This is a genomic window from Haloechinothrix halophila YIM 93223, assembly GCF_000504245.1.
GTDB lineage: Bacteria > Actinomycetota > Actinomycetes > Mycobacteriales > Pseudonocardiaceae > Haloechinothrix_A > Haloechinothrix_A halophila.
Genome location: NZ_KI632509.1, coordinates 5,297,789 through 5,312,415, shown reverse-complemented (window position 1 = coordinate 5,312,415; position 14,627 = coordinate 5,297,789). Strand labels below are relative to the sequence as shown.

14 protein-coding genes and 1 other RNA gene are annotated in these 14,627 nt (G+C 69.6%); 13 read left to right on the top strand and 2 right to left on the bottom strand.

What is annotated here, in order from left to right:
* The first annotated feature begins 33 nt into the window (after window positions 1-33).
* The 13 genes from smpB (at window position 34) to hutI (ending at window position 13,408) form a co-directional block, all read left to right on the top strand.
* On the top strand, window positions 34-510 hold the full coding sequence (gene smpB / locus AMYHA_RS24325; protein ID WP_034278691.1) for an SsrA-binding protein SmpB: 477 nt from the start codon (window positions 34-36) through the stop codon (window positions 508-510).
* 7 nt (window positions 511-517) lie between these two features.
* Entirely contained in the window at window positions 518-1,429 is a 912-nt protein-coding gene (locus AMYHA_RS24320) for an amidohydrolase family protein (RefSeq protein WP_034274880.1), read from the top strand.
* A 222-nt stretch (window positions 1,430-1,651) separates the two neighbouring features.
* Window positions 1,652-2,566, top strand: coding sequence for an ABC transporter ATP-binding protein (locus AMYHA_RS24315; protein WP_034274878.1), 915 nt, complete (start codon window positions 1,652-1,654; stop codon window positions 2,564-2,566).
* On the top strand, window positions 2,563-3,669 hold the full coding sequence (locus AMYHA_RS24310) for an ABC transporter permease (RefSeq protein ID WP_034274876.1): 1,107 nt from the start codon (window positions 2,563-2,565) through the stop codon (window positions 3,667-3,669). Before AMYHA_RS24315 ends, AMYHA_RS24310 begins: the two co-directional genes overlap by 4 nt.
* A gap of 64 nt (window positions 3,670-3,733) precedes the next feature.
* Window positions 3,734-4,105: a transfer-messenger RNA gene (gene ssrA / locus AMYHA_RS26665) on the top strand.
* A gap of 195 nt (window positions 4,106-4,300) precedes the next feature.
* Window positions 4,301-4,567, top strand: coding sequence for a DUF1876 domain-containing protein (locus AMYHA_RS24305; RefSeq protein WP_034274874.1), 267 nt, complete (start codon window positions 4,301-4,303; stop codon window positions 4,565-4,567).
* Window positions 4,568-4,801: 234 nt separating this feature from the next.
* Window positions 4,802-5,758, top strand: coding sequence for a hypothetical protein (locus AMYHA_RS24300; RefSeq protein WP_034274872.1), 957 nt, complete (start codon window positions 4,802-4,804; stop codon window positions 5,756-5,758).
* Window positions 5,759-5,948: 190 nt separating this feature from the next.
* Window positions 5,949-6,143: a hypothetical protein gene (locus tag AMYHA_RS24295; protein ID WP_034274869.1), complete on the top strand. Its 195-nt coding sequence runs from the start codon at window positions 5,949-5,951 to the stop codon at window positions 6,141-6,143.
* 178 nt (window positions 6,144-6,321) lie between these two features.
* Complete coding sequence (gene hutH, locus AMYHA_RS24290; protein WP_034274866.1) at window positions 6,322-7,893, top strand: histidine ammonia-lyase; 1,572 nt, start codon at window positions 6,322-6,324, stop codon at window positions 7,891-7,893.
* On the top strand, window positions 7,890-9,575 hold the full coding sequence (gene hutU / locus AMYHA_RS24285) for a urocanate hydratase (protein WP_034274864.1): 1,686 nt from the start codon (window positions 7,890-7,892) through the stop codon (window positions 9,573-9,575). Before hutH ends, hutU begins: the two co-directional genes overlap by 4 nt.
* A 35-nt stretch (window positions 9,576-9,610) precedes the next feature.
* Entirely contained in the window at window positions 9,611-10,795 is a 1,185-nt protein-coding gene (locus AMYHA_RS24280; protein ID WP_034278689.1) for an allantoate amidohydrolase, read from the top strand.
* A 121-nt stretch (window positions 10,796-10,916) separates the two neighbouring features.
* Window positions 10,917-12,227 carry a formimidoylglutamate deiminase gene (locus AMYHA_RS24275; RefSeq protein ID WP_034274862.1) on the top strand — a complete coding sequence of 437 codons (1,311 nt, stop codon included), beginning with the start codon at window positions 10,917-10,919 and terminating at the stop codon, window positions 12,225-12,227.
* Window positions 12,224-13,408: an imidazolonepropionase gene (hutI, locus tag AMYHA_RS24270; RefSeq protein ID WP_034274860.1), complete on the top strand. Its 1,185-nt coding sequence runs from the start codon at window positions 12,224-12,226 to the stop codon at window positions 13,406-13,408. Before AMYHA_RS24275 ends, hutI begins: the two co-directional genes overlap by 4 nt.
* Before the next feature lie 65 nt (window positions 13,409-13,473).
* On the opposite strand, the gene AMYHA_RS26100 is transcribed toward hutI, so the two are convergent.
* Together AMYHA_RS26100 and AMYHA_RS24260 are read right to left on the bottom strand one after the other, a co-directional pair.
* Window positions 13,474-14,400, bottom strand: coding sequence for a hypothetical protein (locus tag AMYHA_RS26100; RefSeq protein ID WP_051400259.1), 927 nt, complete (start codon window positions 14,398-14,400; stop codon window positions 13,474-13,476).
* On the bottom strand, window positions 14,397-14,615 hold the full coding sequence (locus tag AMYHA_RS24260; protein WP_034274858.1) for a hypothetical protein: 219 nt from the start codon (window positions 14,613-14,615) through the stop codon (window positions 14,397-14,399). The genes AMYHA_RS26100 and AMYHA_RS24260 overlap by 4 nt, the downstream gene beginning before the upstream one ends.
* Window positions 14,616-14,627 lie beyond the last annotated feature (12 nt).

Here is a 14,627-nt window from a genome sequence, read left to right as displayed (position 1 = left end):
AACCGGTGTGCGCTGGCCCGTAAAGTGGGTGACATGTCCAAGGAACGTGGCCGCAAGGTGATCGTCACCAACCGCAGGGCGCGGCACGACTACTCGATCGTGGACACCTACGAGGCGGGGATCGTGCTGGTCGGCACCGAGGTCAAAAGCCTGCGCGCTGGCAGGGCGTCGCTCGCCGACGCGTTCGCGTACGTCGAGGGCGGCGAGGTGTGGCTGCGCGGGTTGCACATCCCCGAGTACGAGATGGGCACCTGGACCAATCACGAGCCACGGCGACGCCGCAAGCTGCTGCTGCACAAGCAGGAGATCGAGAAGCTCATCGGCAAGACCAAGGAAGCTGGGCTGTCCCTGATCCCGCTGTCGCTGTACTTCTCCGACGGCAAGGTCAAGGTCGAGGTGGCGCTGGCGAAGGGTAAGCGCATCCACGACAAGCGCCGTGACATCGCCAAGCGTGACGCTCAGCGCGAGATCCTGCGCGCGGTGGGCCGCGCGGCGAAGGGCAAGGTCTGAGCTGCTTGTGACCAGCCCCGTAACTGGTCCCGCGACGGATGCCGACGTACCTGGCTGGGTGCGCTCGCTAGGGCTGCCAGGACTGGTCGACATCCATGTGCACTTCCTGCCTGACCGGGTGATGCGCAAGGTCTGGGCGTATTTCGACGACGCGTCCCGGCACTACGGCGTCAAGTGGCCGGTCGCCTACCGGCTGCCGGAGGACGAGCGGATCGAGGTGCTGCGCTCGCTGGGCGTGCTGACCTACGCGCCGCTGGTGTATCCGCACAAGCCGGGCATGGCGGAGTGGCTGACGTCCTGGGCACTGGACTTCGGCGCGCGGGTGCCCGAGGCGGTGCCGACAGCGACGCTCTACCCGGAGCCAGGTGTGGCGGATATCGTCGCGTCCGCGCTGGACTCCGGCGCGCGTTGCTTCAAGTCGCACATACAGGTTGGCGCGTTCGACCCACGCGACGACCTGCTCGACCCGGCGTGGGGTCTGCTCGCCGAGGCCGGGGTGCCGGTGGTGGTGCACTGCGGCCACGGTCCAGTCCCCGGCGACTACACCGGGCTGGACGTCTTCGAGAAGGTGCTCGCCCGGCATCCCCGACTGACCGCGGTGCTGGCGCATGCGGGGATGCCGGAGTTCGACGCCGCACTGGAGCTGGTGGCGCGATATCCCAGGACGTACATCGACACCACGATGGTCGGGACGCCGTTCAGCGAGGCGATGAGCCCGTTGCCGCCCGACTGGCCGGCCCGGCTGGCCGACGTCGCCGACCGCGTGCTGCTCGGCACGGACTTCCCGAACATTCCGTACGAGTACGCGACCCAACTCCGCGCGATCGCCTCCTGGGCCGCCGCTGACGACCGCCTCGGGGACGCCTTCCTCCGCGCGGTGCTGCACGACGCCCCGGCGCGGCTGCTTGGGGTGCGGTAGCGCCCGGCTGGGCGCGGCGAAGGACGACTTCGCCGCCGTGGGCGCGCCCCGCACGGCGAAGTCGATCAACTTACCCCACGCTGTGACCATTGTGTGACCGATTTGTCCGGTTCTTTTGGTAATAGCGCAGGGTAAGCTGATCAACTTCGCCGCGTCCGCGTCTGCGAGCAAAATTCACGAAACTGGGTGCACATGTGGTGCCAGTGCGACAGGATCGGGCATATGGGACCAACAGGGGACGCCGCGCTCGATGTCGATGACATCCACATGAGCTATGGCGACGTGAAGGCCGTCGCGGGGGTGTCGTTCTCCGTGCGGCAGGGGGAGTTCTTCGGGATTCTCGGTCCGAACGGCGCGGGCAAAACGACGACGCTGGAGATCGCGGAAGGCCTGCGCGAGCCAGACGCGGGGTCGGTGCGGCTGCTGGGCACGTCGCCGTGGCCGCGCAACGTCGCGGTGCTGCCGAGGATCGGGGTGCAACTCCAGGCGTCGGCGTTCTTCGAGAAGCTCAGTGCGCGCGAGCAACTCGAGACGTTTGGCGCGCTGTACGGCGTCGGCGGCGACCGGGCGACGGAGATGCTCGACCTCGTCGGCCTGCGGGACAAGGCCGACACCAGGGAGAACCAGCTCTCCGGTGGGCAGCGGCAACGGCTGTCGATCGCGTGCGCGTTGGTGCACGACCCGGACATCGTGTTCCTCGACGAGCCGACGGCGGGCCTCGATCCGCAGTCGCGCCGCAATCTGTGGGATGTGTTGGCCGAGATCAAGGGGCGCGGCAAGACCATCGTCTACACCACGCATTACCTGGACGAGGCCGAGGCGCTGTGCGACCGGGTGGCGATCATGGACCACGGCCAGATTCTCGCGCTGGACACCCCGGCGGCGCTGGTTCGCGACCTCGATTCGGCCACTCACGTCGTCCTGGAACGCGACGGCTTCGCTGTCGCGGAGGCACGCGCGCTGCCAGGGGTGGACGACGTCGTCGAGGACGAGGCGTCGTTGACCATCGCCACCCGCACGCCAGCGCCAGTGCTCGCCGCGTTGGCGGAACGGGGTGCGCTGAGCGGGCTGCAGGTGCGCACGGCGACGCTGGAAGACGTCTTCCTCGAGCTGACGGGAAGGGAGTATCGGGCATGACCGCCGTCGATGAGCGCCAGCGCGACGAGGCCACCGAGAGGTCACGTCCGGTCGCCGCGCACCCGTTCGTCAGCCTGTCCCGCGCCGCGTTCAAGGGCTTCGTCCGGGACAAAGCGGCGATGTTCTTCACCATCCTGTTCCCGCTGATGTTCCTGGTCATCTTGGGTCTGCTATTCGGTGACGGCGGGTCGTCGCAGCTCAAGCTCGGCGCGGTGGGCCAGGGGCCGGTGCTCACCGCGCTGGAGCGCTCCGACGCCGTCGAACTGGTGGACGTCGCCAGCGCGGACGAGGCGGAACAGCAGGTGAAAGCGGGTGACCTGCCCGCATATGTCGCGCAGCGCGGCGACGACATCAGGCTGCGGTTCGCCGCGAGCGACCGGACGCAGGCCGGAACCGTTGTTGGGCTGGTGCGCGGCGTCGTGAGCGACGCCAACGTGCGGGCCACCGGTCAGCCGCCCCAGTTCTCGCTGGACGCGGCGCGGGTGGAGGATGAGTCGCTGCGCCCGATCCAGTTCCTCACGCCGGGACTGCTGGCCTGGGCGGTGTCGATGTCCGCGGTGTTCGGCGCCGCGCTGACGCTGGTGATGTGGCGCAAGAACCAGGTGCTCCGCCGGCTTCGCCTCGCGCCGGTACGGCCGATGACGATCCTCGGTGCCAGAGTCACGGTGTCGCTGGGCATCGCGGTGCTGCAGGGCGCGGTGTTCGTCGGTGTCGCGATGTTGCCGGTGTTCGGCCTCCGATTGAGCGGGTCGTGGTGGCTGGCGATCCCGCTGTTGCTCCTCGGCACGCTGTCGTTCTTCGCGGTCGGGATGCTGGTCGGAGCGTTCGCCAAGAGCGAGGAAGCCGCCACCGGCGCCGCGAACCTGATCGTGCTGCCGATGGCATTCCTGTCCGGGGCGTTCTTCCCGATCGACCAGGTGCCGCAGTGGCTGCAGACGCTGTCTCTTGCGTTCCCGATGCGGCATCTGAACGAAGGTATGAGTGCGGTGCTTGTCCGTGATCAGGGCATCGACGCCATCCTGCTGCCCGCCGCGATCCTCATCGGGTTCACGGTGGTGATCGGGTTCGTGGCGTCGCGGGTGTTCCGGTGGGAGGACAGCTGATCGCGTGCGGGAACAAACCCGGTTGCCCGAGGCGTTATCCTGGATGCAGTGAACCCGCTAGCTAGGGGGTGAACGGTTTCGACTCTGGACGTTGATTCAGGGGAAGCGTGCCGGTGCAGGCGAGAGACCACCGTTAAGCGTCGTCGCACTTTATAAGCGCCAAGACGAATAGTCAGCGCGACTTCGCCCTCGCTGCCTAAGCGAGCGCGAGTCTGTCGGTCTGGGAGCGCCTCCGGCCCAGTAACCGGCATCAGCTAGGAGGACTTACCGCCGAGGTCGGCCGCGGACCTCGGCGGGACATCGAACAGCGGCTGGGCCCGTCACATCGGCTTGTTCGCGTGACCGGTGGGGCCAAGTAGAGACACAGCGAACTGCGCACGGAGAAGCCCTGTTGAGGCGACAGAGGACCCGGGTTCGATTCCCGGCACCTCCACGCAGGAAAGGCGAGCACTCACCCGGAGTGCTCGCCTTTTTTGTTGTGTGCTGTGGAAATTTCGCGCTCCCAGGGTTGCGTGCCTCGACCACCACCTCCTCGAACGTCGAGCACCCCGAAAGGACCTCTTGCTCTGGCCGGTCGCGCCGTTCAGGCGCACAGTGGAACCAGCGGGACACAGCGAACGAGGAGGTCATCATGCACGAGAAGCACTGGACGGTCGAGATCACCATCGACGAACACGAGTCGCGCACCCGTGCCCGTGCTCGGCTGCATGCCTCGGGTACGGACAACCTCGTCGGCGTCGGCCTCGCGCGGCTGAATCCTGAGGACGTCAACGTCCCCAAGATCGGTGACGAACTCGCGGCCTCGCGGGCGCTGTCCGATTTGGCGCACCGGCTGCTCGACGTCACCGCTGATGACATCGAGAGCGTCACACACGAACCGGCACATTTGCGGCTCTAAGGGCGAGCCGACAGCTGAGTAGTACGCGCCACGCTGACCGGCGACGACGTGGTCCGCGACCGTCACTGTTCGAGCTTGACCGCACACGCAGCGAGGTAACGATGTGAGCAAAATCGTCACCAGATTGCGATATCTGTGTGACATGCCTTGCGAGCACGTTCCAGCAACGCCGATCGGGTGATAGACACCTGCGGGGCGGGGGAATCGACGTCGTGTGGAAGGTATCTCGTTGCCATGGGCGATGCTGAGCGGATGATCTCGGTCGCTGAGTTGCTGCGCCGGGAAGGCGTTGGCCCCAGTGAACAGCCGCGCAAACGGGGCAGGGTCGCGGCGACGGCCGCTGGTGTTGTCGCGCTCTGCGGCGCTGCCGCGACCGGCATCATCGGGTTCGCTCCGGCGCTGTCGACGTCGCCGGATCTCGGGGATGGCGATGGCGCCGCGCAGCACGATGGTTCCAGCGACGGCGGCGTCGCGCTTGGTGGTGAGGACAGGACGTCCGGGTCCGATGGCGGGACGCCGTTCGTTCGGACGAGCACGCAGCGGTCCGCGACCTCGGACGATGCCGAGCGCAGGGTGCCAGCGATGACCTGGCTCTCGGACGACGTCGCCGCCGACAGGACGTCGTCTCAATGGCCTACGGTCGACCAGGACGACGCCGCTGGCGGTGCGGGCTCCGGGCACGAGGAGCGGGCGCCGCGGACAACATCCGGGGACCGGCAGCACGACACCGGTGGCACTGAGGACGACGGCGGGTCGCGGGACCAGTCGGAGAATACGGGGTCGCGCGGGGGCCACGATGACGCTGAGGACGCGCAGCGCGGCCATGGCGATGCGGACAGCGGCAGCCAGGACAACGGCGGTTCAGGGGGCGCTGAGGGCGGCTCCGCGCAAGGCGGCGCGGAGGACGGCCATGGCGGTGAGGAGTCCGGCGGTCACGAGTCCGGGCAAGGCAGCCAGGCGCCTGAAGGTGACGGCAACTCCGAGGGCCAGGGCAACGCGGACGACCGTGGCAGCGCGTCAGAAGACCGTGGCAGCGCGTCAGAAGACCGTGGCAGCGCGTCAGAGGACCGTGGCGCATCGGAGCAGCGCGGCAACCAGCCAGACGAACGCGGTCAATCGCATGAACGCGGTCAATCGGACGAGCATGGCCAGGGAAGCGCCAACTCCAGCTCCCCGCAGCACGCCGACTGAACCCCATCCGACCATTTGGTCACGCAGCGTGACTAAGCTGCCTTCCAGGGCAAACACTGCGTTAGAAACGGTGGCGAGGTGACGCCAGTGGCACCCCTGGGCGCCGCACTAACCTGAGTGGGTGTCATGATGCTCACATTCCGGAAGGTGGTCGACCGTCGACCGCAGCCAGCCGGAGGGAGAGCTACACATGACGTGGGCAAGGCATTCAAGTTCTGATGAAGAGCAAGGCTGGTCGGCCGAGGCGCGGGCGGCCGAGCGCGAGCGCCGCGATGAACAGGCGGGCAAAGCGGCCATCACGGTGGCAGGCCACTCGTCCAACGCCGACGAATGCAAGGAGCTACTCGACATGCTGGGGCTGGAGCCCGAACTCGCGCGGAGATAGGGCCACACAGCTGTTCATTCAATAGGGCGAACTGACCGCACGCGTCCGTCCTAGAACACCAACGGTCAGAGCGACCAAGCGCCTCCCAGGCCGGGCCATCGCCGTCCTGTCTGAGATGCCAGACAGTTTGCCCCTTTCTCGGGGTGAACGACGCGGCGATGCGCTGTGCAATGGCGTCATGAACAGCGACACCTTGCTGATCGGACCTGGCCCGCTGACCATCGAGCAGGTCGCCAGCGTTGCCAGGTCCAACGCCCAGGTCGCGCTCACCGATGACGCGATCACCCGCATCGAGACCGCACGCGGCCACGTCGACGCGCTCGCGGCCGACCCGAAACCCTCGTACGGCGTCTCGACTGGCTTCGGCGCGCTCGCGGTCCGGCATATCCCGCCGGACAACCGCGCTCGATTGCAGCAGTCCCTGATCCGCTCGCACGCCGCTGGCGCGGGCGATCCGGTGGAGCGCGAGGTCGTACGCGCGCTGATGCTGCTGCGGTTGAGCACCCTCGCGACCGGGCACACCGGAGCGCGGGCGGAGACCGCCCACACGCTCGCGTCGTTGCTCAACGCGGGCATCGTGCCGGTGGTGCCGGAGTACGGCTCGCTCGGCTGTTCCGGTGATCTCGCCCCACTCGCCGCCGTCGCGCTCGCGCTGATGGGTGAGGGCGACGTCTACGACGCGGCAGGCGAGGTCATGCCAGCCGCCGACGCGCTGGTCGCCGCCGGGATCGAGCCGGTCGTGCTCGCCGAGAAGGAAGGGCTCGCGCTCACCAACGGCACCGACGGGATGCTCGGCATGCTCGCGCTGGCCATCGTCGACCTCGCGCGGCTGCTCGACGTCGCCGACCTGACCGCCGCGATGAGCGTTGAGGCCTCGCTGGGCACCGACCGGGTGTTCGCGGCCGACCTGCAAGCGCTGCGGCCCCACCCTGGCCAGGCGACGTCGGCGGCGAACCTGTTCGCGCTGCTCGACGGTTCGGATATCGTGGCGAGCCACCGTGGCCCCGACTGCCACCGAGTGCAGGACGCCTACTCGTTGCGCTGCGCGCCGCAGGTGCACGGTGCCGCCCGCGACACCCTCGCCTACGTGCGCACGGTCGCGCAGCGCGAGCTGGCGTCGGCCATCGATAACCCGGTGGTGCTGGCCGACGGCCGAGTGGAGTCCAACGGCAACTTCCACGGTGCGCCGATCGCGTATGTGCTGGACTTCCTCGCGATCCCGCTCGCCGACGTCGCGAGCATGGCCGAACGCCGCACCGACCGGTTGCTCGACGTCGCCCGCTCGCACGGGCTGCCGCCGTTCCTCGCCGATGACCCCGGTGTCGATTCCGGGCACATGATCGCGCAGTACACCCAGGCGGGTGTTGTCTCGGAGCTGAAACGGCTAGCCAACCCCGCGTCGGTCGACTCCATCCCCAGCTCCGCGATGCAGGAGGACCACGTATCGATGGGCTGGTCGGCCGCGCGCAAGCTGCGCCGCGCCGTCAACGGCCTGACCACCGTGCTCGCGGTCGAGTACCTGACGGCGGCACGCGCGCTCGACCTGCGCGCCCCGCTGACCCCCGCGCCCGCGACGGCCCGCGCGGTGGCGCTGCTGCGGGAGCGAGTAGCGGGGCCAGGGCCCGACCGCCACCTCGCCCCGGAGATCGCCGAGGCCGAAGACCTTGTCCGCTCGCCCGCGCTGTCGGCGCTGGTGCGAGAGGTGCACCCGCAATCCACAGCCGGAAACCCCCAGGAGGACACCCCATGAGCAGGACGATTCGAGCGGCGCGGGGCAGCGCCCTCACCGCAGGCAACTGGCAGGCCGAGGCCGCGCTGCGGATGCTGCACAACAACCTCGACCCCGAGGTCGCGGAGCGGCCGGAAGACCTCGTCGTCTACGGCGGCACCGGCAAGGCAGCCCGCAACTGGGCTAGCTTCGACGCGCTGACAAGGGAACTCAGCACGCTCGGCGTGGACGAAACGCTGCTGGTGCAGTCGGGCAAGCCCGTCGGAGTGCTGCGCACCCACGAGTGGGCACCCCGCGTGCTGCTCGCCAACTCGAACCTGGTGCCCGACTGGGCCACGTGGCCGGAGTTCCGGCGGCTCGACGAGCTTGGGCTGACCATGTACGGCCAGATGACGGCGGGCTCCTGGATCTACATCGGAACGCAGGGCATCCTGCAGGGCACCTACGAGACGTTCGCCGCCGTCGCGGAGAAACTCGCCAGGTCGCGTCAGCGCGACGGGCATGAGCCCAGCGGCGGGTCGCTGGCAGGCACCCTTACCGTCACCGCTGGCCTTGGCGGGATGGGCGGCGCGCAGCCGCTGGCCGTCACCATGAACGACGGCGTCGCGCTGGTGATCGAGTGCGACCCCAGCCGGGCCGCCCGCCGCGTCGAGACGCGATATCTCGACGTCGTCGCCAGCGACATCGACGACGCCATCCGAAGGGTCACCGAGGCCAAGCGCGACCGGACGCCGCTGTCCGTCGGGCTGGTCGGCAACGCCGCCGACGTGCTGCCCGAGCTGCTGCGCCGGGGCGTCGACGTCGACATCGTCACCGACCAGACCTCGGCGCACGACCCGCTCTCGTACCTGCCGAGCGGGGTCGCCGTCGAGGACTGGCAGGACTACGCCGCAGCCAAGCCGGAGGAGTTCACCGAGCGGGCGCGGGAGTCGATGGCCGCACACGTCGAGGCCATGGTCGGATTCCTGGACGCGGGCGCCGAGGTGTTCGACTACGGCAACTCGCTGCGCGGCGAGGCACAGCTTGGTGGGTACGACCGGGCGTTCGACTACCCGGGCTTCGTGCCCGCCTACATCCGGCCACTGTTCTGCGAAGGCAAGGGTCCGTTCCGGTGGGCGGCACTGTCCGGCGACCCGGCTGACATCGCCGCCACCGACCGGGCGGTGCTGGAATTGTTCGGCGACAACGAGCGGTTGGCGCGCTGGATCCGGATGGCGGGGGAGCGGGTGTCCTACCAGGGGCTTCCCGCGCGGATCTGTTGGCTCGGCTACGGCGAGCGGCACCTGGCTGGCCTGCGGTTCAACGAGATGGTCGCCAGCGGCGAGTTGTCCGCCCCTGTCGTGATCGGCCGCGATCACCTGGATTGCGGGTCGGTGGCATCGCCGTACCGGGAGACCGAGGCGATGGCGGACGGCTCCGACGCGATCGCGGACTGGCCGCTGCTGAACGCACTGGTCAACACGGCGTCCGGGGCGAGCTGGGTGTCGATCCACCACGGCGGTGGTGTCGGCATGGGCCGCTCGATCCACGCCGGGCAGGTGTGCGTCGCGGACGGCACCGAGCTGGCCGCCCAGAAGCTGGAGCGGGTGCTCACCAACGATCCGGGCATGGGCGTCATCCGCCATGTCGACGCGGGCTACGACGAGGCCCGCCAGGTCGCGGACGAGCGCGGCGTGCGCATCCCGGAGGGGACGCAGCCGTGACCGAGGCCGGACACGGGGAGAGCGTCGTTCACCGCATGGCGGAGATCTCGACGATCGGCATGGATCGCACTCGAGGCGGCTATTCGCGGCATCTGTTCGACTCCGCCGAGCGAGAACTCCGGGAGTGGTTCACGACGGCGGCTGAAGGCGTCGGGCTGGACGTCGATGTGGACCGCAACGGCAACCTCTGGGCGTGGTGGGGAACCCCGGCGGACGGTGCGGTCGTCACCGGCAGCCACGTGGACTCCGTGCCCGGCGGTGGCGCGTTCGACGGCCCGCTCGGTGTCGCGTCCGCTCTGGTGGCGGTGGCGCGGCTGCGCAGGGAGGGGTTTCAGCCGCGCAGGCCGATCGCGGTCGTCGTGTTCGCTGAGGAGGAGGGTGGCCGGTTCGGTGTGCCCTGCCTCGGCTCGCGGCTGCTGACCGGCGCGATCCCGCCGGAGCGGGCGCTGCGGCTCACTGACGGCGACGGCACCACGCTCGCGGACGCCGCCACCAAAGCGGGCTTCGATCCGGCGCACTTCGGGCAGGACGACGCCGCGCTCGCCCGGATCGGGACGTTCGTCGAGCTGCACGTCGAGCAGGGCAGGGGACTGATCGACGCGGGCTCGCCGGTCGCGGTGGGTACCGGCATCGATCCGCACGGCCGGTGGCGGTTCAGCTTCACCGGGCGCGGCGATCACGCCGGAACCGCTGCCGTCGCCGACCGCAACGACCCGATGATCCCCGCCTCACGTACGGTGCTCGCCGCACGTGCGGCTGCTGGCCACGGCCCCCGCGACACCCGCGCCACCGTCGGCAGGCTGGTGCCCGTGCCCGGCGGTACCAACGTGATCCCCATGCGCGTGGACCTCTGGTTGGACAGTCGGGCGACCGCGACCGATGCGACCAGGGAGGCCGTCGCCGCGATCACCGAAGCCGCGCGTGCCGCGGCACACGACGAGGGGTGTCAGGTCGAGGTCACCGAGGAGTCCTGGTCGGGACCTGTGTCGTTCGACCCGCACCTGCGCGACCGGCTGCTGGCGACGCTGAGGGAGCCGCCGTTGCTGCCGACCGGCGCCGGCCACGATGCTGGCGTGCTTGCCGCGCACGTGCCCACCGGGATGCTCTACGTCCGCAACCCAACCGGCATCTCACACTCTCCGGCGGAACATGCGGAGAACGATGACTGCGAGGCTGGTGTCGAGGCGCTGGCCGATGTGCTCCGGGAGCTGGCGGCATGAGGACTGCTTGCAGGTCCGAATCATCAGACCCGAGGACTGCTTGCAGGTCCGAATCATTGGGCGCCATGCTGGTCGACGCCAAGGCGTTGGCGCGGCGTGCCGTGCGCGAGACGGAGGCCGCATGACCACGTACTGGTGTGAACACGCCCTGCTCCCGGACGGCCCCGCGGATGCGGTGGCTGTCACCGTCGACGGTGACAGCATCACCGATGTCGTGCCGGACGCGCCGCGCAAGGGCACCGTCCTGGCCGGACTCGTCGCGCCCGGCTTCGCCAACGCCCACTCGCACGCCTTTCACCGGGCGCTGCGCGGCCGCACTCATGCCGGCGGCGGGACGTTCTTCACCTGGCGTGAGCGGATGTACGCGGTGGCGCAGCGGCTGGACCCGGTGTCGTACTACCGGCTGGCGCGGCTGGTGTTCACCGAGATGGTGCTCGCGGGTTTCACCAGTGTGGGCGAGTTCCATTACCTGCACCACGGTCCGGGCGGAAAATCCTATTCGGACCCAAACGCGTTGTCGCACTCGCTGGTCGCCGCCGCGGGCGACGCAGGCATCCGGCTCACGCTGCTTGACACCTGCTACCTGGCATCCGGTGTGGACGGTGCGCCGACCAGGGGTGTGCAGCAGCGTTACAGCGACGGCGACGCCGACGCCTGGGCGGAGCGACTGTCGGCGTTCCGGCCTGGTTCGCCGCTGGTGCGGGTCGGCGCCGCCATTCACTCGGTGCGGGCGGTACCAGTCGAGCAACTCGCTGTGCCGGTTGCGTGGGCGAAGGCCAATGGCGCGCCGCTGCACGCACACGTGTCGGAGCAGACCAGCGAGCATGACGACTGCCTCGCGGTGCACCACCGCACGCCCACCCAGCTGCTGGCCGAGGCGGGCGCGGTGACGTCGGACTTCGTTGGCGTACATGTCACGCATCCGAGTGGTGATGACATCGGGCTGCTCGGCGCGGCGCGTGCTGGCGTCTGCCTGTGTCCCACGACGGAACGCGATCTCGGCGACGGCATCGGGCCGGGTCGCAGGCTCGCGAACGCCGGAGCGTCGCTGAGCATCGGCACCGACTCGCACGCTGTCATCGACCCATTCGAGGAGATGCGTGGTGTCGAGATGCACGAACGGCTCGCCACTCAGTCGCGTGGTGTGTTCTCGCCAGCGGAATTGCTCGCGGCAGGCACTCGTCACAGCGCGCTGGGCTGGGAAGACGTCGGCAGCATCGCGCCTGGTGCGCAGGCTGACCTGGTGCGCATCGCCACCGACACGCCCCGCACCGCGGGCAGCGAGCCAGCCGGGATCGCGTTAAGCGCTTTCGCGAGTGATGTTCGTGATGTCATGGTTGCCGGGCGCTGGCTGGTGCGCGACGGGAGGCACAAGCACGCGGCGAACCCGGCAGTGGAGCTCGCCGCCGAGATCAAGGAGCTGCTGCGGTGACGGCGACCCTCATCACCGGTATTGGTGAACTCACCACCAACGACGATGAGCTGGGCAGGCTGCACGACGCCGCCGTGATCATCGAGGATGAGCGGATCCGCTGGGTGGGCCCGGCAGCGCGTGCCGAGCCGACCGACGCGCGAGTCGACGTCGGCGGGCGGGCGGCGTTGCCAGGCTGGGTCGACTCGCACACCCACCTTGTCTTCGCGGGTGACCGCACCGCCGAGTTTGAGGCGCGCATGGCGGGACAGGCCTACTCGGCGGGCGGCATCGCCCACACGGTTGACGCCACCCGGGCGGCTACTGACGCGGAGCTGACGAAGACGGTGCGCAGGCTGGTCCGCGAGGCGGTCTCACAGGGCACGACGTACCTGGAGACCAAGACCGGCTACGGGCTCACCGTTGACGACGAGTCCCGGTGCGCGCGGATCGCGGCCAAGCACGTCGACGAGGTGACGTTCCTCGGCGCGCACATCGTGCCCCCCGGCGCCGATGCCGAGGACTACCTCGCCACCGTCACCGGGCCCATGCTCGTCGCTGTCGCTCCGGTGGTGCGCTGGGTCGACGTCTTTTGCGAGAAGGGCGCGTTCGACGCCACGCAGTCCGAACGGGTGCTGCGCGCGGCGGCCGAACGTGGGCTCGGGCTGCGGGTGCACGGCAACCAACTGTGTGAGGGACCGGGTGTCGAGCTGGCGGTGCGGCACGGCGCGGCCAGCGTCGATCACTGCACCTATCTGAGTGACAACGACGTCGACGCGCTTGCCGGGAGCTGGCGAGACGGCTCTGCGGCTGGGGGCACCGTCGCCACGCTGCTGCCCGCCTGCGACCTGTCCACCCGGCAGCCGCTCGCGCCCGCGCGCAGGCTGCTGGACGCGGGCGCGGTCGTCGCTCTGGCCAGCAACGCCAATCCCGGCAGCTCTTATACGACGTCGATGGCGTTCTGTGTGGCCACGGCCGTGCTGCAGCAGGGGCTGTCGGTGGAGGAGGCGGTATGGGCCGCGACGCGCGGCGGGGCGAAGGCGCTGCGCGCGGACACCGGCGACGGCGCGGTCGGCGTGCTGCGGCCCGGCGCTCGCGCCGACCTGCACGTGCTCGACGCTCCCTCGGTCACACACCTGGCCTACCGGCCAGGGGTGCCGCTGACCTGCGCGGTCTGGCGCAACGGCGCGCGGGAGTGCTGAGCGCCCCTGTTGCCTGGCGCGCTCAACTCTGGAGCGTCGGCGACTGCCGCTGGCCGAGGTGTCAGTCAGGCCGCCTGCTCGGCCAGGGCGTCCGCGATCGGTCCGAGGTCGTCGCGCACCCCGAGGGACGTCGCGTGCGCGGCGATGTCCGCGCGCACCTCGGGCGCGAGTTCGCGGACCGATTCCGCGATCCCCGCTTTGGCGTCGGCGGGCAGCGCGACGGCCATCGGTAGCAGCGCGTTCCAGCGCCCGCAGGTCGCGGCCGCAGCGACCAGCCGGTTGAGTGTGCCGCGCCGTGCCGCCATGATCGCGTCGGCGAGCGGGCCGAGTTGGTCGTCGCGCAGGTGGGTTGCCAGCCGCAGTAGCGCGTCGAAGAGGTCCTCCCGCGCGGCGGCGGTAAACAGCGCGGACAGCCGCGTGGTGCTCACGACGTCGATCACACCGGGGATGGCGGCGACGTCGTCGACGGTGTAGGCGGTGCGCAGCAACTGCGTGTCGTCGAGGGCGTCGACGGCCGCGGTGAGGTGGCTCTCGTCGAGGAATCCGACGAACTGGCCAAGCGTGATCCAGTCCTCGCGTTGCCCGAGCGTGCGGGCGACGTCGGCGATCATGTCGTCAGGCAGGGTGCGGACGACCTGATCGACTTGGCGCGGGTCCAGCTCGACGGCGACGTCGGTGAGGAAGTCGATCGGCAGCTTCGCCGCGACCTCGCTCGCCTTCGACGGGTCGATCACGCCCGCGACGCGGGCACAGAGCAGCGGCCCGAACACGCGCTCGGCGATTTTGGCGAGTACTGGCGACGGCAGTAGCTTCGCGGCAGAGCCGAGCCGGGTCAGCACGCCAGCGTTGGCGTCGAACAGCGTGCTGGTCAGCTGGCCGCGGAACGCGATCAGGTCGGCGTCGTCGACGTCGGTGAGGAAGCCGAGCTGATCGGTTCGCAGCCGCAGCAGCCGTGCGATGCGCTGGATCTCCGGACGTTCGGTGGCGGTCACAGGCCCACCGCCTTGCGGACAGGACGGCGCAGCAGTTTGGGCACGTAGCCAAGGCTTTCCTCGGTCGCGGCGGCCAGTTCGGCGCGCTGCGCCCGCTTCGCGTTGCCGAGCGCGTCGGCGAGGAACTGCTTGTCGTCCTCGCTGAGTGCGGCGATCCCCTCGGGGAGGTTTCCGGTTACGCGCTCGGTCAGCGTTCGCCGTGCGTCGTTACTCATCGTGTGCCACCT